This is a genomic window from Burkholderia sp. Ac-20345 (assembly GCF_017104825.1).
Classification (GTDB): Bacteria; Pseudomonadota; Gammaproteobacteria; order Burkholderiales; family Burkholderiaceae; genus Burkholderia; species Burkholderia lata_B.
Window position 1 is genome coordinate 25733 of sequence record NZ_JAAGPO010000058.1, and the last position, 16983, is coordinate 42715.

At 68.4% G+C, this 16983-nt stretch carries 15 protein-coding genes; 9 read left to right on the forward strand and 6 right to left on the reverse strand.

The features are described from left to right. The first annotated feature begins 159 nt into the window (after nucleotides 1-159). On the forward strand, nucleotides 160-2343 hold the full coding sequence (locus tag G3O06_RS21380; RefSeq protein WP_205817433.1) for an FUSC family protein: 2184 nt from the start codon (nucleotides 160-162) through the stop codon (nucleotides 2341-2343). Nucleotides 2344-2480: 137 nt separating this feature from the next. Then, nucleotides 2481-2693 (forward strand): hypothetical protein, encoded by a 213-nt coding sequence (locus G3O06_RS21385; protein WP_041493313.1) that lies wholly within the window; start codon nucleotides 2481-2483, stop codon nucleotides 2691-2693. A gap of 129 nt (nucleotides 2694-2822) precedes the next feature. Here the strand turns inward: G3O06_RS21385 and G3O06_RS21390 are convergent, their stop codons facing one another. Both G3O06_RS21390 and G3O06_RS21395 read right to left on the reverse strand, forming a co-directional pair. After that, nucleotides 2823-3932 carry a P1 family peptidase gene (locus G3O06_RS21390; RefSeq protein ID WP_205817434.1) on the reverse strand — a complete coding sequence of 370 codons (1110 nt, stop codon included), beginning with the start codon at nucleotides 3930-3932 and terminating at the stop codon, nucleotides 2823-2825. A gap of 64 nt (nucleotides 3933-3996) precedes the next feature. After that, complete coding sequence (locus G3O06_RS21395) at nucleotides 3997-5403, reverse strand: APC family permease (protein ID WP_174969912.1); 1407 nt, start codon at nucleotides 5401-5403, stop codon at nucleotides 3997-3999. A gap of 141 nt (nucleotides 5404-5544) precedes the next feature. Between G3O06_RS21395 and G3O06_RS21400 the strand changes: the two genes are divergently transcribed. Both G3O06_RS21400 and G3O06_RS21405 read left to right on the forward strand, forming a co-directional pair. Then, on the forward strand, nucleotides 5545-6345 hold the full coding sequence (locus tag G3O06_RS21400; RefSeq protein ID WP_174969911.1) for a helix-turn-helix transcriptional regulator: 801 nt from the start codon (nucleotides 5545-5547) through the stop codon (nucleotides 6343-6345). A gap of 18 nt (nucleotides 6346-6363) precedes the next feature. Beyond that, nucleotides 6364-6867 carry a hypothetical protein gene (locus G3O06_RS21405; protein ID WP_241020174.1) on the forward strand — a complete coding sequence of 168 codons (504 nt, stop codon included), beginning with the start codon at nucleotides 6364-6366 and terminating at the stop codon, nucleotides 6865-6867. Between the two features lie 72 nt (nucleotides 6868-6939). Here G3O06_RS21405 and G3O06_RS21410 read toward each other — a convergent pair whose 3' ends face one another. Both G3O06_RS21410 and G3O06_RS21415 read right to left on the reverse strand, forming a co-directional pair. Beyond that, on the reverse strand, nucleotides 6940-7245 hold the full coding sequence (locus G3O06_RS21410) for a panthothenate synthetase (RefSeq protein WP_174913732.1): 306 nt from the start codon (nucleotides 7243-7245) through the stop codon (nucleotides 6940-6942). Nucleotides 7246-7478: 233 nt separating this feature from the next. Then, entirely contained in the window at nucleotides 7479-8909 is a 1431-nt protein-coding gene (locus tag G3O06_RS21415) for a cytochrome P450 (protein ID WP_205817435.1), read from the reverse strand. Nucleotides 8910-8996: 87 nt separating this feature from the next. Here G3O06_RS21415 and G3O06_RS21420 point away from each other — a divergent pair, with 87 nt between their 5' ends. The 5 genes from G3O06_RS21420 (at nucleotide 8997) to G3O06_RS21440 (ending at nucleotide 13811) form a co-directional block, all read left to right on the forward strand. Then, a complete protein-coding gene (locus G3O06_RS21420; protein ID WP_174996498.1) occupies nucleotides 8997-9932 on the forward strand; it encodes an AraC family transcriptional regulator in 936 nt (311 codons plus the stop codon). Nucleotides 9933-10072: 140 nt separating this feature from the next. Next, on the forward strand, nucleotides 10073-10957 hold the full coding sequence (locus G3O06_RS21425; RefSeq protein WP_241020175.1) for a LysR family transcriptional regulator: 885 nt from the start codon (nucleotides 10073-10075) through the stop codon (nucleotides 10955-10957). A gap of 182 nt (nucleotides 10958-11139) precedes the next feature. Then, complete coding sequence (locus G3O06_RS21430) at nucleotides 11140-12072, forward strand: AEC family transporter (protein ID WP_205817436.1); 933 nt, start codon at nucleotides 11140-11142, stop codon at nucleotides 12070-12072. Nucleotides 12073-12197: 125 nt separating this feature from the next. Beyond that, entirely contained in the window at nucleotides 12198-13133 is a 936-nt protein-coding gene (locus G3O06_RS21435) for a DMT family transporter (RefSeq protein ID WP_205817437.1), read from the forward strand. A 303-nt stretch (nucleotides 13134-13436) separates the two neighbouring features. Continuing rightward, complete coding sequence (locus G3O06_RS21440; RefSeq protein WP_174913713.1) at nucleotides 13437-13811, forward strand: hypothetical protein; 375 nt, start codon at nucleotides 13437-13439, stop codon at nucleotides 13809-13811. A 152-nt stretch (nucleotides 13812-13963) separates the two neighbouring features. Here the strand turns inward: G3O06_RS21440 and G3O06_RS21445 are convergent, their stop codons facing one another. Both G3O06_RS21445 and G3O06_RS21450 read right to left on the reverse strand, forming a co-directional pair. Beyond that, the gene (locus G3O06_RS21445; protein WP_011355299.1) at nucleotides 13964-15481 is read right to left on the reverse strand and encodes a CoA-acylating methylmalonate-semialdehyde dehydrogenase; all 1518 of its coding nucleotides are present in this window, start codon (nucleotides 15479-15481) and stop codon (nucleotides 13964-13966) included. 49 nt (nucleotides 15482-15530) lie between these two features. Further along, the gene (locus tag G3O06_RS21450; RefSeq protein WP_174913703.1) at nucleotides 15531-16886 is read right to left on the reverse strand and encodes an aspartate aminotransferase family protein; all 1356 of its coding nucleotides are present in this window, start codon (nucleotides 16884-16886) and stop codon (nucleotides 15531-15533) included. Nucleotides 16887-16983 lie beyond the last annotated feature (97 nt).

Here is a 16983-nt window from a genome sequence, read left to right on the forward strand (position 1 = left end):
TGGATGCGACAGATTGTTACTCCGGCTGCAACTATCGTTTCCCCGCAGCTGCGTTAATGCGCGGGCGCCGCACTCCTACAATCGGCGCCTCAACAGTCGAACGGACCCGTTCGGACGCGCCGCGCATCTCGCCCGGCCCCGTACCGGCCCCCTCTTTTCATGAAGCCACAACCTGCGATCGAGCAACTTTCCATCGAACCGGCACGATGGAGGACATGGCTCGATCCACTCGGCGACGCGGCGCGCGACTGGGCCGCGAGCGACGGGCTGATCTGGCTGCACCTCGCGAAAACCGTGTTCGCGGCGCTCCTCGCGATGGGCATCGCGATGCGCCTGGAAATGTCGCAGCCGCGCACCGCGATGACGACCGTGTTCGTGCTGATGCAGCCGCTGTCGGGGATGGTGTTCGCGAAGAGTTTCTACCGCGTGCTCGGCACGGCGGCCGGCCTCGTCGCCGCGCTCGCGCTCGGCGGGCTGTTCGCGCAGCAGCCCGAGCTGTACATGGCCGGCATCACGCTGTGGATCGGCACCTGCATCGCGCTCGCGGTGCGCAACCGCCACTTCCGCTGGTACGGCTTCGTGCTCGCCGGCTACACGGCCGCGCTGATCGGCCTGCCGGCCGTGATGACCCCGCAGACGCTGTTCCAGTCCGCGCTCACGCGCGCCGCGGAAGTCGCGCTCGGCATCGCGTGCTCGGGTGCGGTCAGCGCGCTGATCCTGCCGCTCAGCTCCGCGAAGGCGCTGATGCGCTCGCTGGGCACCCGCCATGCGACGTTCGCGGCGTTCACGGCCGGCGCGCTCGCGGGCGACGTCGCGCGCGGCGATTTCGAACGGCGCTTCGCCGATTTCGTCGACGACATCGTCGGCTTCGAGGCCAATCGCGCCTTCGCGTCGTTCGAGGATCCGCACATTCGCGCGCGCAGCCGCCGCCTCGCGCGGCTGAACAGCGAGTTCATGAACGCGTGCACGCGGCTGCATGCGCTGCACCAGCTCGTCAAGCGGCTGCGCGCCAATGGCTCGGACGCGGTGCTCGATGCGCTGGCGCCCCACGTCGACGCGCTCGCGCAACGCTTCGCCGCGCTGCGCGACGAGCGGCAGCGTGGCGTCTCGCCGGCCACCGGCGCACTGCTCGAACTGCGCCGCTTCCACAGCGCGCTGCCGAAAGCCGCACGTGCGTCGCGTCGAGACATCGAAGCGCATGCGGCCGGCGGCCTGCTCGACTTCGATACCGCGATCGAGCTGCTATACCGATTCATCGGCGAATATCTCGGCTACGCCGACACCTATGCGTCGCTCGACCAGGACGATCACGCATTCGAGCGCTCGGTCACGCATTACGCGGTGAAGACCAATTCGTTCTTCGTCGGGTTCGCGTTCCTGCGCACGATCGTCGCCGTCGGCGCGATGAGCGCGTTCTGGCTTGCGTCCGAATGGCCGAGTGGCCCGCTCGCCGTGATCGCCACCGCGATTGCGTGCGCGCTCAGCTCGACGTCGCCGCGCGCACCGAAGTTCGTCGCGCAGATGAGCGTCGGCGCGGCGTTCGCGACCGCCGTCGGCTATCTGTTCCTGTGCTACGTGTATCCGAACATCGACGGCTTCCCGCTGCTGTGCGCCACGCTCGCGCCGGTGCTCGGCCTCGGCGCGTTTCTCGCGATGCGGCCGGGATTGTCCGGCTACGGGATCGGCTTCGCGGTGTTTTTCTGCCTGCTCGCGGGGCCCGACAACGTGATCGCGTATACGCCCGAGGTGCTGATCAACAACGGGCTGGCGATCGTCATCGCGATGCTCGCGTGCTCGCTCGTGTTCGCTGTCGTGTTCCCCACGCACATGCCGTGGCTCACGGGCCGCATCGCGCACGACCTGCGCCGCCAAGTCACGCTGGCGTGCGAAGGCGCACCGGACGGCCTCGCGCAGCGCTTCCAGTCGAGCACTCACGACCTGATGGCGCAACTGCGCACGCTGCTCGTGCGGCGCACGCGGCAGCATCGCGACGCAATGCGCTGGATGCTGTCGACGCTCGAGGTCGGCCACGCGGTGATCGACCTGCGCGACGAACTGAACGCGTTCTGCGTATCGAAACCGCCGCAAACGCTGCGCTGGACCGGCTCGATCGACGCGGTGCTGCACGAACTGCCGCGCTTCTTCGACGATCCGACGCCCGGCCATCACGCGCGCACGCTGAAATCGGTGAATCTCGCGATCCGCGCGGCGCAGCACACGCTGCAGGCGTGGTATGCGGTGCCCAACGAGCGCCACCGGATGCAGCGCATCGTCGGCTGCCTGCACTTCATGCGCAGCGCGCTGCTGGACAAGGACGCGCCGTTCAACCGGCACCGTCATTGACGATCGGTGCGCGCACAACGGGATCCTTGTTCCGGATGGAAATAAGCTCTACAGCCGCGGTGATTAATCTTTAAGCAGTGCGAGCCTATAGTTTCCTCACTGCCAGCGAGACTGGCACTCACCCAGGAGAAACCAAAATGAAGCCGCTGCACCTCGCCCTCGTTGCCCTGTCGCTCACCGCTGCTGTTGCTCACGCACAGCCGGCACCGGCAGACGTCGCACAGCAACAGGCGAACCGCGCTGAAGCCGTCGCAACCGCAGGCCGCGTCGATCGTTCGCAATCGAAGCAGGAAGACCCGAACGCGTGTGTCGGCCCCGTCAGCTTCTGCAACATCTACTTCGGCAGCTGAGCATGGCGCCGCGTCGCCACGGCCAGGCTCGCACCGCCCGCTTTGCATGCGCGGGCGAGCGGCGGCCCGGCCGATCGCCGCACCACCGCTCCACCCCACGCCGCTTCGATTGAAGCGGCGCATGCCGTTTCAGGCGCCGCGCCCCGGCCGCCAGCCCACCTCGCGCAACGCATCCAGCAAGCGCGCCTGCCCCAGCCCCTCGACCCGCGCACCGCGCGACTCGACGTCGCCGCCCGCGACGAGCGCATTCACGATCGCTTCCTCCACCGCTTCCGCCGCCGCGACGAACAGCGCGGAAATATGGTCGTTGTTGACCATCTTCACGCCGGTGGTCGGTGCACCCTTGCTGCCGTAGTTCGCCGCCGGCAGGCCGTCGTTGCCCGTTGCGAACGCCAGGAAGATGTCGCCGCTCGAATCCTCGGTGCCGCCGCCCACGCGCGCGAGCCCGACGCTCGCACGCTGCGCGAGGCGCGTACATTGATGCGGCAGCAGCGGCGCGTCGGTCGCGATCGTCACGACGATCGAGCCCATCCCGGCCTCGCCTTGCGCGTCCGGCGCGCGGAACGGCGAAGGCACGTGCCGGAGCACTTCGCCGACCGGGTAGCCGGCCACGCGCAGCATCTCGCGCACGCCGTAGTTCGCCTGCACGAGCGCGCCGACGGTCCAGCCGCCCGCATCGGCCGCGAGCACGCGCGACGCGGTGCCGATGCCGCCCTTGAACTCGTGGCAGATCATCCCCGTGCCGCCGCCCACGCCGCCTTCGGCAACCGGCCCCGACTGCGCGGCGGCCAGCGCGCGCTGCACGTGTGCGGCGCTCACGTGCTGCCCCCAGATGTCGTTCAGCAGCCCGTCGTAGGTTTCCATCACGACCGGCATGCACCAGTACACGCGGCCGGCCGCCGCTTCGCGCTCGTTCGCGACGAGCGCATCGCGCACCGCGCCAACGCTGTGCGTGTTCGTATAGGCGATCGGCGTGGTCAGCAGGCCGGCCTCGCGGATCCATTCGAGCCCCGTCGCGTCGCCGTTACCGTTCAGCACGTGCACGCCCGCGAAACATGGCGAATCGTGCGCGGCGCCCGCGCGCGGCTCGATGACGGTGACGCCGGTGCGGATCGATGCGTCGCCGTTCTCGACGTTCAGCGTGCAATGTCCGACCCGCACACCCGGAACGTCCGTGATCGCGTTGAAGCGGCCCGGTGTGCCCAGTCCGATGCGGATGCCGAGATCCCTCGTGCGCATGATGCAATTCCTCCAGTCTTTCAATGGTTCGATGTTTCGGTGTTGCAGGGTAACGATCCGGCGCTCAGAGCGCGCGGAATGCTTCGCTGTGGCGTGCCCAGACCATATACATCACGAGCGCGGCGACCAGCAGCCCCGCGATGATGATCAGGTCGGTCGGTTTCGTGGCCGTCGCGAGCGTCGTGTAAAGCGTGTAGGCGGCACCCGCCACCGCGACGAGCGGCGTCACCGGCCACAACGGCATACGGTAATGATGCTCGACGTCACGGCGCACGAAGCGGCTCGCGAGCGCAGCCAGCCCGACGACCAGGTAGATCAGCAGCAGCAGGTCGACCGTGAACGCGGTCAGCTCGTCGAGGCTCGACACGAACACGAGCCCCGCCGACGGCACTGCGAGCGCGATGGTGGCGAGCCACGGCGATTCGAGGCGCGGATGAATCGTCGAGAATGCCCGGTTGCACGTGCGCGACCAGAGCGCATGCCGGCCGCTGCTGTACAGCAGGCGGCCCATCGTGATCACGATCGCGATGATCGCGTTGAACACGGACAGGAAGATCCCGCCGCTGACCACGCGCGACACGGCCGGGTTGCTCAGCGAACGCACGACGTAGCCGATCGGGTCGGCACTCTTCGTCAGCTCCGTCAGCGACGGTGCGCCAAGCACGATCGCGGTGAGCGGAATCAGTTCGACGACGAGGATCACGAGTAGCGAGTAGATCACCGCCTTCGCGACGTTGCGGTTGCCGCCGCGCAGGTCTTCCGCGAGATACGCAGCCGAGCCGAAGCCGTTGTAGCAGAAGATCGCCGTGCCGATCGCCGGGACGATGGCGGCTAGCGTCGCCGGCACGAGCGCATTGCCGCTCGCGACGACCGGCGCGATCAACGCGTCGGCGCCGCGATGCGGCGAACCGAAGCCGAGGCCCGCGATCAGCATCAGCACGCCGATCTCGACGACGAGAAACGCGCCCGTGATCCACGCGTTCGTCTTGATGTTCAGCATGCCGAGCAGGTAGCTGAGCAGCACGATCGTCAGCGCGACCGACTGGTTGCTGAAGTGCGTGCCGAGCGCGTTGTTCAGGTACGGCGCGGCGCCGCTCGCGAGCACGGCCGGGATGAACACGCTGACGGACAGCACAGTGATGAAGGTCAGGTAGCCGGGCAGCGTACCGAACACGCGCTTGGCCATCACGTACTCGCCGCCCGCGCTGCGGTGCGCGGCGCTGAGCTCCGCGTAGCAGAGCGCGAACGCCAGCGCGAGCACGCCGCCGAGCAGGAACGACAGCACGGCACCGCTGCCGGCCTGCTGGATCGCGAACGGCGCGATCACGAAGATCGAGCTCGCGGGCGTCACGCCCGATACGGTGATCATCACCGCATCGCGCACGCTGAGCGTCTGCGACAGCGCGCGCGGCGCGTCTTCCGTTGCAGGCGCCGCTTGCAGCGTGCCCGTCGATTCCGACATCATCGCCATTTCGTTCTCCTGTGCTTGGGCCAACCCTTTGCCACTCTTTTTTGAACGCCCATACTCGGGCCCGATTGATTGCGTGGCAGTCTAGGAAGCCAATTTCAGGACCGCTATTCCCCCTTCGTGTTACGCCCTTCCGGTGGTGGTATGGATCGTCTCTTTTCCGAAATCGCGATGCACCAGGCGCTCGGCCGCGCAATCGATCATCTCGGCCAGCCGCGCTTCTGGCGGTTCCTGGTGCTGCTGCTCAATGAAATGGTGCCGTTCGACAACGCGCTCGCGACCGCGATCGGCCCCGACGGCGTGCCGCTCGTGCTCGACGAATACGACAAGGGCGGCACCGATGCCGCCTCGCCCGTGCCGCTCTACCTGAACGGCGTGTATCTGCTCGACCCGTTCCTGCAGGCCGCACACGACGGGCTCGCCGACGGCTGCTACCGGCTCGAGGAAGTCGCGCCCGACCTGTTCCGGCAGAGCGAATATTTCCTGAGCTACTTCCGCGATGCAGTCGGCGACGACGAGATCCAGATCCTCGTGCGGCCGAACGCCGACATGCTGCTGTCGCTGTCGCTCGGCGCGGCCACACGTTTCGACGTCGAACCGCTCGGCAAGCTGACGGCCGCGATGCCGTGGGTGCTCGCGGCGATCCGGCAGCACTGGCGGCTGGTGGGCGACGCGGCGCGCGCGACGCCCGATACCGATCTCGGCGCGCGCGTCGAGCAGGCGCTCGCCCGCTTCGGCGCGGGCGTGCTGACCGATCGCGAGATGTCGATCGCGAGAATGGTGCTGCGCGGCAATTCGTCGAAGGCGATTGCCGAGCGGCTGGCGATATCACCCGAAACGGTGAAGGTGCACCGGCGCCACCTGTACGCGAAGCTCGGGATTTCGTCGCAGCCCGAGCTGTTCTCGCGCTTCATCCAGGCGCTGGGGGAAGACGCGGCCGGATGACCGCCTCGATCCGGACGGATGGCAACCGGCGCGGAATCGGGCACACTCCGGGAAGCGCAGCATGCGTTGGTCATCCGGTTACGCCGATACGGATGCGCCGCCGACAACAAGATTGCCCGAAAACAGGAATCCCGATTCATGTCGCTCATTCCGATCGTGGGACTTGGCTGGCTGTTTCTGTGCGCGATCAGCGCCGCATCGCTCGTGATCGCGCCGCCCGTGGTGCTGGTCGCGTGCCTGATGGGGAAAGACATCTGGTCGATCCTGACCCGCGGCCGGCTGCAGTTCGCGTTCCTGGCCTATCTGGGGTCCGCGCCGGTGCCGGCGGTCTTCACGTTCCTGCTGGAAGTCGGCGCCACGGCCGGGAATCACGGAGGCACGGCGTCCGACGGCCTGCGCCAATGGAATGAACGGTTCTTTTTCGTGTTCATCGCAGCGGCCGCACTGAGCGGCCTGCTGTTGCTATTGCGGCCGAAAGACAGGCAAGCGGCGAACCCCGAACCATCGCAATCCGCGCAATAGCCGGCACGCGAACGCCGCGCCATGCCTCCCGCCCGGTTCTCGAACAGGGGCATGGCCACACGCAGCTTCCCGCTACTTCCACTTCGCGCCGAGTTGCGCGAGCCCGGCGTTCCGGAGATCGTCCGGCAACATCACCACGCGGAACTCGCAGTCTGCATTCAGCATCAGAAACCACGGCTCCGCGAGCGCCGGGATCTGCGACGGTTCACTCACGTCGACGATCACGACCGCCCCGCGCCCGCCGTTCTGCTCCGTGAAATACACGGCCTCCGGCTTGACCGCTTCGAGTATTCGCCCGATCACGTCGCCGACGCTGCCGTCGCGCACCAGCGTGTTGAACGGCTCGTGTGGGATTCGTATGTTGAGAAGCATGCGCATGACCATCCTCCTTGGGCTCCGCCCGGCCTGGGCCCTTCAAGCATAGGTGCTGCGCGATGCCGCGCCAGTGCGCGCCGAAAGCGGCAGCCGGCACGCATTCACATTCCGACGATTCGCTGACGTCGCATCGCGCGAACGGCAATCGTTCACGACACGCGAATCCGGCGAGCATGTCGTCGCGTACGATGCCCCCGTCGAACCGGCACCCCGCTTGCCCGGCCGCGCCGCACGCATCACTCGGTACCGCCGGCCGCGGCGGGCGCGATCGCGAGATGCAGCGGCTGCTCCGGCCGCAGCGTCACGTTCAGCACCGGCCGCGGCGGCTTCATGCCGGGCGGCGCAGACAATACGTAGCGCTGCAGGATCATCGCGGCGACGACCGTCATTTCCGTCATCGCCAGATGCTGCCCGAGACACACGCGCGGGCCAGTGCCGAACGGCATGTAGCTTCCGCGCGGCGCGGCCGGCGCGTCGTCCGCAAAACGCTCGGGACGAAACACGTCGGGCTCCGCAAACCATCGCGCATCGCGCTGCATGAGTTGCAGCGGCAGCATGAACAGCGTCCGCGCGGGAAACTGCCACGGCCCCAGCGCGATCGGCCGGGACGCCCGGCGGCTGATCAGGATCGGCGCGGACGGATACAGGCGCAGCGTTTCCTCGAGCGTGTGCGTCAGGTAGCGCAACGACGATCGCGTCTCGGCGGACGGCGCGCGACCGCCCAGCACGCGCGCCACCTCGTCGCGTGCGGCGGCCTGCGCCGCCGGATTCGCCGCCATGCACCAGGCCCACCAGGTCAGTGCCCCGGCCGTCGTCTCATGGCCCGCGAGGAACGCCGTCATGCATTCGTCGTGCACGGCCTGCAGCGGCCATCGCCGTGCGTCGTCCCGATGCAGCCGCAACAGGCGCGACAGCAGATCGTCGGGCCACGCGTGCGTCGGCAGGTCGAGACGCGCATGCAGTTGCCGGTCGATCAACTCGTTCAGCACGGCCATCGCGCGCGCCTTGCCGCGCTTCCACGGCATCCAGTCCGGCGTGCTTGCCGGCCAGTAGAAATCGGCGTTGGCCGCCGCGCTCACCGCGCGCACGGCTTCCTCGGCCGCACGCGCATCGTCGCCGATCGCATCGGAGAACATCGTGCGCATGATCACGTCCATCGCCAGCGACGTCAGTGCACTTTCGATCGGCCAGTCCGGATCGTGCGCGGGCCACTGCGCGAGCGCATGTCCGGCCGTCGCCGCGATCGACGGCACGAACGCCTGAACCGGCTTCGGCATGAAATTCGGCTGCAACGCGTGCCGCTTGTCGCGCCACGCGTCGCCTTCGGCGATCAGCACGCTATGGCCGTGAACCTCCGCAAACACCCGGACGGCCCGCTCCCAGCGCCCGAGCGCATCGTGATGCGTAACCAGGAGTTCGCGCACGAGCGCGGGATCGGTCACGACCACCGCATGCTCGGGCCACACGCGCAAGTGCACGACATCACCGTATGCGCGCTGCCAGCCGGCCAGCGTGCCGAGCAGGTCGCGCGACATCGTGCGCAGCAGCCCCCAACCCGTCAGGCCGGCACGCGGCCCCGGCGGCCATACGCCGGGCGGGTGAAGTACGGGCGCCGAAGCCGAAGCGCCCGCATGGAATGGACATTGGGAAGTGGTTCGCGTGTTCATGGGCCGGATTGTCCGCATCGGCATTCCGGCGGTCTTGAACGCAAACGACATCGACACGCGTCTGGCCCGTCCCTATACTCCGGCGTCATGTTCTCCGACCCGTCATCGATCTCGCCGTCGTGCCCCGATCCGCTGGCACGCGCCCCCCGCGCGCTGAGCGACGGGCGGTCGCCGCACGGGCGGCTGTACCCCGCACCGGCTGCCCTGCAGGGTGCGGTGGTCGCGATCGTGTTGCACGACACGCGCGGGTTCGCGTTGAGCGACGCGCAGCGGCTCTCGCATTTTCCGGCCACGCCGCTGGTGTGCGTGTCGTGGTATCGGGATCTCGACGTGGGCTTCGTCGAACCCACGGCCGACGGGCCCCGATGGCGCCCCTTCGGTGCCGCGGCAACGCTGTCGGGCAGCCATTCGGCCCCCACCGTGGCCTGGGCGCCGACGGGCGGAAGGATCGGCATGATCTGCTTCACGGCCGATGCGGCGCGGGCGCTGTTCGGCATCGCGCTACCGGACATCCACGACCGCGTGCTCGACGCGCACGCGTGCCTCGGCCACGACTGGCACCCGCTGCTCGATGGCCTGCTCGGCGCGGACCGCGATGCCGACGTGCTGGCGGCCATCGAACGTCATCTCGCGCCGCGCTGGCAGGCGCTTCGGCCCGCGACACCGCTGTCGTCGCTCCGCAACGCCGGGCGCAGCTGGGTCGAGCGCCTCGCACTGCAGGCGCGCGAATGGCGCCATACGCACAGCCCGCGCCAGGTCGAACGGCGCATCAAGACCTACAGCGGCCGATCGCTGCGCGAATGGCAGGCGCTCGTCAGGACGGAAAGCGCGTTCTTCGCGGCGCGCGACCGGTTCGAAGCCGGCGCCGCGTTCAACTGGGCCACGCTGGCGCTGGACGAAGGGTTCGCCGACCAGGCGCACCTGAGCCGCGAGGTCAAGCGCATCACCGGTTTCTCGCCGAGCGAATTCACGCAACGCTTCATCGAGGACGAATCGTTCTGGATGTATCGGCTGTGGGTGTGACGCGGCGGCGTTCGCGCGTCGACCGCCGTTGCCGTGCCGGTTCCTGATTGCCCGTTCCGACCCGCACGGGCATGATGGGCGCGGACCATCCGCATGCCGGCATGCCTGCGGTCGCTCCCTCCTCTCACGTCACCTCACCCATGTCATTACGCGCCTTCAGAACGCTGGTCGCCATCGCCCGATACCGGACGTTCGCGCGCGCCGGCGAAGCCATCGGTCTCACGCAATCGGCGGTGAGCCTGCAGATCAAGACGCTGGAAAGCGAATACAACGTGCAGTTGTTCGATCGCTCGCGCCGGCAGCCGGTGCTCACTGAGGCCGGCAACATCCTGCTGGCGCAGGCCGAGCAGGTGCTCGCGATGGTCGACCGGATTCCCGATGCGCTCAGCGATGAGAAGAAGCTGGTCGGGCGCCTGCGGATCGGCGCGATCCAGACCGCGCTGTCCGGCCCGCTGCCCGACGCGCTGCTCGCGCTGCGCGCGACGCACCCGGGGCTGCGCGTGCACGTGTCGGCCGGCATGTCGGCCGAACTGGCGAACCGCGTCGCGGCCGGCGAACTCGATGCGGCGATCACGACGCGCCCGGTGCGCCCGCATCCGGCGGAACTGACATGGACCACGCTGTACGAGGATCGCTTCTGGCTGCTCGCGCCGCCGGACCATGCGGAACGGGACGCGGTCACGCTGCTCGACGCACTGCCGTTCATCCGCTTCGATGCGCAGGCATGGGCCGGCCGCATGATCGCCGCCGAGCTGCGCCGCATCGGCGTGCGCGTGCGCGAGGAGATGGTGCTGGACAGCGCGGAAACGATCGCGCGCATGGTCGCGAGAGGGCTCGGCGCGGCCATCGTCGCGCTCCCCGATTCGACGCTCGCGCGCCTGCCGCCCGTCACGCGCTTGCCGTTCGGCGAGCCGCAGATGGGGCGCGCGGTCGTCCTGCTCGAACACCAGTCGCGTCCGGCCGAACGTTTCGCGCGTGCGCTGGCGGCTGAAGTCACCGCTTCATCGATGAGAATTTCTCATTGAACACCCGATAATTAACAATTATTCCTGTTGCTTTCGCGTGTTAACTTGGCGGCATCGTCATTCTTTCGATTGCGTGTCGCCATGTTGCCCGCCGGATGGATTCCCGCCTCGTTCCGCCGCTTTGCGTGCCAGCCGCTCCGTGCGGCCCGCATCGCCGGCACGGCCCCAGTGAAGGCGCGTTGATGATCGGCCCGATCCTGCTCGCGCTGGCGCCGGTCGCGCTGCTGGTCGCGTTCGGCCACGGCCTGCGGCGCACGGGCTTCATCGCCGACGCGTTCTGGCCGCAGGCCGAGCGGCTGTGCTACTACGTGCTGCTGCCCGCGCTGTTCGCGGACGGTCTCGCGAACGCACGGCTGCAATCACTGCCCGTTTTACCGCTCGCGGCAGCGCTGGTCGGTTCGACCGCACTCGCCGCGGCGCTTCTCCTGCTGGTCCGCCGGTTCGTGCGGGTCGACGGCGCCGGCTTCACGTCGGTGTTCCAGGGCGCCGTGCGCTTCAACAACTATGTCGGCACCGCGCTGGCGGCCGGGCTGTTCGGCGCAAAAGGCATCGCACTCGCGGCCGTGTGCGTCGCGGCGATCGTCCCGACCGTCAACCTGATGTGCGTGCTCGTATTCGCGCGCTACGGCGACACGCGGCTCGGCGCGGCGGCGCTCGCGCGCCAGATCCTGTCGAATCCGCTCGTCGTCGCGTGCGCGCTCGGGATCGCGATGCAGGCCGGCGGCGTCACGTTCCCGGCGGCCGTCGCGCCGGCCGTGCGTGCGCTCGGCGTCGCGTCGATGCCGCTCGGCCTGCTGTGCGTGGGCGCGGCACTGAGATTCGATGCGGCGCGTGCATGGTTGCAGCCGGTGTGCGTCGCGTCGGCGTTCAAGTTCATGGCGATGCCGCTCATCACGCTCGCCGCCGGCCGCCTGTTCGGGCTCGGCGATGCGGCACTGACGGTCGCACTGCTGTTCCAGGCGCTGCCGACGTCGTCCGCGTCGTACATCATGGCGCGCCAGCTTGGCGGCGACGCGCCGCTGATGGCCGGCATCACCGCGTTCCAGACGATCGCCGCGGCACTCGCGATGCCCGTCGTGCTGACCGCGCTCGTGTCGGCGCCCGTGTTTCGCTGACGACGCAGCGTCCGCCTCCACTCCCCTGAATCCAGCCTGCCGGCCGGCCATTGCGCGATTCGGCATCGTCGGCCGCGCGCGGTCGCTCAGGTGTTGCCGCAGGCCCCCACCGAGAAACTCGTCACATGAACGCTCCCGCCCCGCCCGCCGCCCTCGTCGCCACCCGGCCGAACGCAGCCATCTATATGAAGCTCACGCTCGTCGCGCTGTTCTGGGGCGGGACGTTCATCGCGGGCCGGATCCTGGCCGCGTCGATGTCCGCGACCGCCGCGGCCACCGGCCGCTTCGCGATCGCCGCGCTGCTGCTGGTCGTGCTGACGTGGAAGATCGAAGGCGGGCTGCCGAAGCTGAGCGGTCGCCAGGTCATGACGACCTTCGGGCTCGGCGCGACCGGCATCTTCCTGTACAACGTGTGCTTTTTCGCGGCACTCGCGCGGATGCCGGCGGGGCGCACCGCGCTGTTCGTCGCGCTGAACCCGGTGGCCACCGCCGTGCTGCTGTCGATCGTCGTGCGCGGCGAACGCCTGTCGCTGTCGCGCTGGGCCGGCATCGCCGTCGCGCTGTTCGGCGCGCTGGTCGTGATCAGCCGCGGCGAATTGCTGCGGGTGCTGACCGATCTCGGCAGCACGTTCGGCGCAGGCGAACGGTACATGCTCTGCGCGGTGCTGAGCTGGGCCGCCTATACCGTGATCGGCCGGCGCGCGCTCGACGGATTGTCGCCGCTGGCAGCCACGACGTATGCGGCGCTGTGGGGCCTCGCGTTGCTGATCGTCGCGCACCTGTTCGGCTCGCCCGCCGGCAGCGGCACGCCGCTGACGTGGCAGGCCGTCGCGTCGATGCTCTACCTCGGTGCAATCGGCACGGTGGTCGCGTTCGTCTGGTATTCGCAGGGGATCCGCGAACTCGGGCCGGCCCGTGCGGCCGTGTTCACCAACCTGGTGCCCGTGTTCGGCGTGCTGCTGTCGGTCGTGCTGCTCGGCGAGCCGTTGTCGCCGTCGATGCTGGTCGGCGGTGCGCTCGTGATCGCAGGCGTCGCGCTGACCAATCGCGCGAGGCGGTGACACATTGGCGTGCGCGCCTCACGCCTAAGGGGACGGATGTCAAATACCGGAGTCGGAGCATGACATGACGGCGATCGCGATGCCGTTGCGCGACACCTGCGCGCAGCCGATACGCCCCCGATGTTCTCGCAGCCCCGCTAAAAACCGCCTATCGTGAATGGAGCGCCCCGTTTGCCGCCATTCGACCCTGCGTCGCTCGCACCGGCGGCGACGGCACCGCGTTCCGGCACCATTCATCGCGATCCTGGCGCACGCTCGCCCGTGCACGATCGCGGCCGCCCACCGGATTACAGGAGGCCCCCCATGAAAGCCGCGCTGCTCGTCAGCTCCGCCCTGCTCGCCATTGCATCCGCTTCGGCGTCGGCTCAAGGCTCGATCACGAAAGTCGAAAACGGTTCGCTCGTCGCCGCGAACGGGATGACCGTCTATACGTTCGACAAGGACAAGGCCAACGCCGGCACCAGCGCGTGCACGGGCCAGTGCGAATCCTTCTGGCCGCCCTACAAGGCCAGCGCGACCGACGCCCCGGTCGGGCCCTACACGATCGTCAAGCGCGAAGACGGCAGCCCGCAATGGGCATACAAGGGCAAGCCGCTGTACTTCTTCTCGAAGGACATGAAACAGGGCGACCGCAACGGCGACAACTTCAAGGACATGTGGCACGTGGTCGCGCCGTAAGCGTCATTCCGGCGTCTTCCGCGCACGCCGCGCGGACGTGAAAAAGCCCGCGCGGATCGTGGATCCGGGCGGGCCTTCCGGCATTCACGCCGGCTGCATTACGCCGCCCGCCGTTGGGCGGACGAACGACGCATGCAGCCGGGTGGCGCGCTTCAGCGGTTCGACGGGAAGCTGAACACCGTCCCTTCGCGCACGCCGGCCGACGGCCAGCGCTGCGTGATCGTCTTGCGCTTCGTGTAGAAGCGCACGGCGTCCGGGCCGTACGCGTGCAGGTCGCCGAACAGCGAACGCTTCCAGCCGCCGAACGAGTGGTACGCAACCGGCACCGGCAGCGGCACGTTGATGCCGACCATGCCGATCTGGATGTTGTCGCCGAAGTAGCGCGCGGCCTCGCCGTCGCGCGTGAACAGGCACGTGCCGTTGCCGTACTCGTGCGCGTCGATCAGCGCCATCGCCTCGTCGAGCGACTTCAGCCGGATCACGCCGAGCACCGGCCCGAAGATCTCGTGCTGGTAGATCGGCATGCCGGGCTTCACGTTGTCGAACAGGCACGGGCCGAGGTAATAGCCGCCGTCGTGGCCGTCGACCTTCACGCTGCGGCCGTCGACGACGAGCGTCGCGCCCGCTTCCACGCCTGCTTCGACGAAGCCCGTCACCTTCTCGAAATGCTGCTGCGTGACGAGCGGCCCCATGTCGACGCCCGCGCCGTTGCCCGGGCCGACCTTCATCTTCTCGATCTCGGCCTTCAGGCCCGCGACGACCTGGTCGCCCGTCTCGTCGCCGATCGCGACGACCAGCGGAATCGCCATGCAGCGCTCGCCGCACGAGCCGTACGCGGCGCCCATCAGCGCGTTCACCGCGTTGCCGATGTCGGCGTCCGGCATCACGACCGCGAAGTTCTTCGCGCCGCCGAGCGCCTGCACGCGCTTGCCGTGCGCGCAGCCGGTCGAGTAGATGTATTCGGCGATCGGCGTCGAGCCGACGAAGCTCACCGCCTTCACGCGCGGGTCGGTCAGCAGCGTGTCGACCGCTTCCTTGTCGCCATTCACGACGTTCAGCACGCCCGGCGGCAGGCCGGCTTCGAGCGCGAGCTCGGCCATGCGCAGAGTAGACGACGGCGTGCGCTCGGACGGCTTCAGCACGAACGTGTTGCCGCACGCGACGGCCATCGGCCACATCCACAGCGGCACCATCACCGGGAAGTTGAACGGCGTGATGCCGGCCGCGACGCCGAGCGCCTGGAACTCGCTCCACGAATCGATCGCGGGGCCGACGTTCTTGCTGTGCTCGCCCTTCAGCAGCTCGGGCACGTAGGTGGCGTATTCGACGTTCTCGATCCCGCGCTGCAGTTCGCCCATCGCATCGGCGAGCACCTTGCCGTGCTCGGCCGTGATCAGCGCGCACAGCTCGTCGGCGTGCTCCTCGAGCAGCGTCTTGAAGCGGCTCATCACGCGGGCGCGCTTCAGCGGCGGCGTGTTGCGCCAGGCCGGGAACGCAGCCTGCGCGGACGCGATCGCGGCTTCGACGGTCAGCTTGTCGGCGAGCGCGACGCTCTTGTGCGATTCGCCGGTGGCCGGGTCGAACACCGGCTGGACGCGGCTGCCGCCGTCGACACGCTTGCCGTCGATCAGGTGGCCGACGGTGGAGGTCACATTGCTGTCGTGTTTCATCGTTCAGGGTCTTTCTTGAATTCGGTTATCGCTCAGGGCAGGCCGCGGCTCAGTCCACTTCGTTCAGTGCGTCGGACAGCGCGTTGACCAGGTTGTCGATCTCGCGCTTCTCCGAGATGAACGGGGGCGCCAGCTGGATCGTGTCGCCGCCGTAGCGCACGTAGAAACCCTTCGCCCAGCAGCGCATCGCGATCTCGTACGGGCGCCGTGCCGGCTCGCCCGGCAGTGCCGCGATCGTCAGGCCGGCTGCCAGCCCATAGTTGCGGATGTCCGTGATGTGGCGCTGGCCCTTCAGCCCGTGCACCGCGGCCTCGAAATGCGGCGCGAGATCGCGCACGCGGGCCACCGCGTCTTCCTTCACCAGCAGGTCGAGCGCCGCGACACCGGCCGCGCACGCGACCGGATGCGCCGAATACGTGTAGCCGTGCGGGAACTCAAGCATGTATTCGGGGCCGCCCGCGGCCATGAACGTGTCGTAGATCTCCTTCGTCGCGATCACGCCGCCGAGTGGCTGCACGCCGTTCGTCACCTGCTTCGCGAAGTTCATGATGTCCGGCACCACGCCGAACGCGTCGGCGCCCGTCATCGCGCCGGCACGGCCGAAGCCCGTGATGACTTCGTCGAAAATCAGCAGGATGTCGTGCGCGGTACAGATGTCGCGCAGGCGCTTCAGGTAGCCCTTCGGCGGCACGACCACGCCCGCCGAACCGGAGAACGGCTCGACGATCACGGCCGCGATGTTCGATGCGTCGTGCAGCGCGATCAGCTCGAGCAGGCGGTCGGCCAGTTCGGCACCGTGCTCGGGCATCCCGCGCGAGAACTTGTTCTCGGCGAGTTGCGTGTGCGGCAGGAAGTCGGCGTCGAGGCCCTGGCCGAACAGCTTGCGATTCGGCCCGATCCCGCCGACCGAGATGCCGCCGAAGTTCACGCCGTGATAGCCCTTCTCGCGGCCGATCAGGCGCGTCTTCGTGCCCTTGCCCTTCGCGCGCCAGTAGGCGCGGGCCAGCTTCAGCGAGGTATCGGCCGCTTCCGAGCCCGAACCCGTGAAGAACACGTAGTCGAGGCCGGCCGGCGTCAGGTCCTTGATCTTGTTCGCGAGCTCGAACGATTTCGGATGGCCGAACTGGAACGCCGGCGCGTAGTCGAGCTGCGCGACCTGGCGGCTCACGGCCTCGACGATTTCCGTGCGGCCGTGACCGAGGCCCGTGCACCACAGGCCCGACAGGCCGTCGAAGATCTTGCGGCCTTCGCCGTCCGTGTAATACGCGCCCTTGCCCGACACGATCATGCGCGGATCGGCCTTGAACTGGCGGTTGGCCGTGAACGGCATCCAGTGCGCGTCGAGCCACGCGGCGTCGGTGCGGAGGTTGGTTTCGTTCTGCTGGGCGGTGGTGATGTCGGTCATGTCGGTCGGCGCGCGGCGCCCCTCCTCCTTATGTTGATATTGCGCATTGTCGGGAGGCCAATTAGTCTTTTGAATATCGCAATATCAATGTTCACTT

Coding starts and splice junctions, on each gene's coding strand:
- G3O06_RS21380 (WP_205817433.1), top strand. CDS start 160: ATGAAGCCACAACCTGCGATCGAGCAACTTTCCATCGAACCGGCACGA.
- G3O06_RS21385 (WP_041493313.1), top strand. CDS start 2,481: ATGAAGCCGCTGCACCTCGCCCTCGTTGCCCTGTCGCTCACCGCTGCT.
- G3O06_RS21390 (WP_205817434.1), bottom strand. CDS start 3,932: ATGCGCACGAGGGATCTCGGCATCCGCATCGGACTGGGCACACCGGGC.
- G3O06_RS21395 (WP_174969912.1), bottom strand. CDS start 5,403: ATGGCGATGATGTCGGAATCGACGGGCACGCTGCAAGCGGCGCCTGCA.
- G3O06_RS21400 (WP_174969911.1), top strand. CDS start 5,545: ATGGATCGTCTCTTTTCCGAAATCGCGATGCACCAGGCGCTCGGCCGC.
- G3O06_RS21405 (WP_241020174.1), top strand. CDS start 6,364: ATGGCAACCGGCGCGGAATCGGGCACACTCCGGGAAGCGCAGCATGCG.
- G3O06_RS21410 (WP_174913732.1), bottom strand. CDS start 7,245: ATGCGCATGCTTCTCAACATACGAATCCCACACGAGCCGTTCAACACG.
- G3O06_RS21415 (WP_205817435.1), bottom strand. CDS start 8,909: ATGAACACGCGAACCACTTCCCAATGTCCATTCCATGCGGGCGCTTCG.
- G3O06_RS21420 (WP_174996498.1), top strand. CDS start 8,997: ATGTTCTCCGACCCGTCATCGATCTCGCCGTCGTGCCCCGATCCGCTG.
- G3O06_RS21425 (WP_241020175.1), top strand. CDS start 10,073: ATGTCATTACGCGCCTTCAGAACGCTGGTCGCCATCGCCCGATACCGG.
- G3O06_RS21430 (WP_205817436.1), top strand. CDS start 11,140: ATGATCGGCCCGATCCTGCTCGCGCTGGCGCCGGTCGCGCTGCTGGTC.
- G3O06_RS21435 (WP_205817437.1), top strand. CDS start 12,198: ATGAACGCTCCCGCCCCGCCCGCCGCCCTCGTCGCCACCCGGCCGAAC.
- G3O06_RS21440 (WP_174913713.1), top strand. CDS start 13,437: ATGAAAGCCGCGCTGCTCGTCAGCTCCGCCCTGCTCGCCATTGCATCC.
- G3O06_RS21445 (WP_011355299.1), bottom strand. CDS start 15,481: ATGAAACACGACAGCAATGTGACCTCCACCGTCGGCCACCTGATCGAC.
- G3O06_RS21450 (WP_174913703.1), bottom strand. CDS start 16,886: ATGACCGACATCACCACCGCCCAGCAGAACGAAACCAACCTCCGCACC.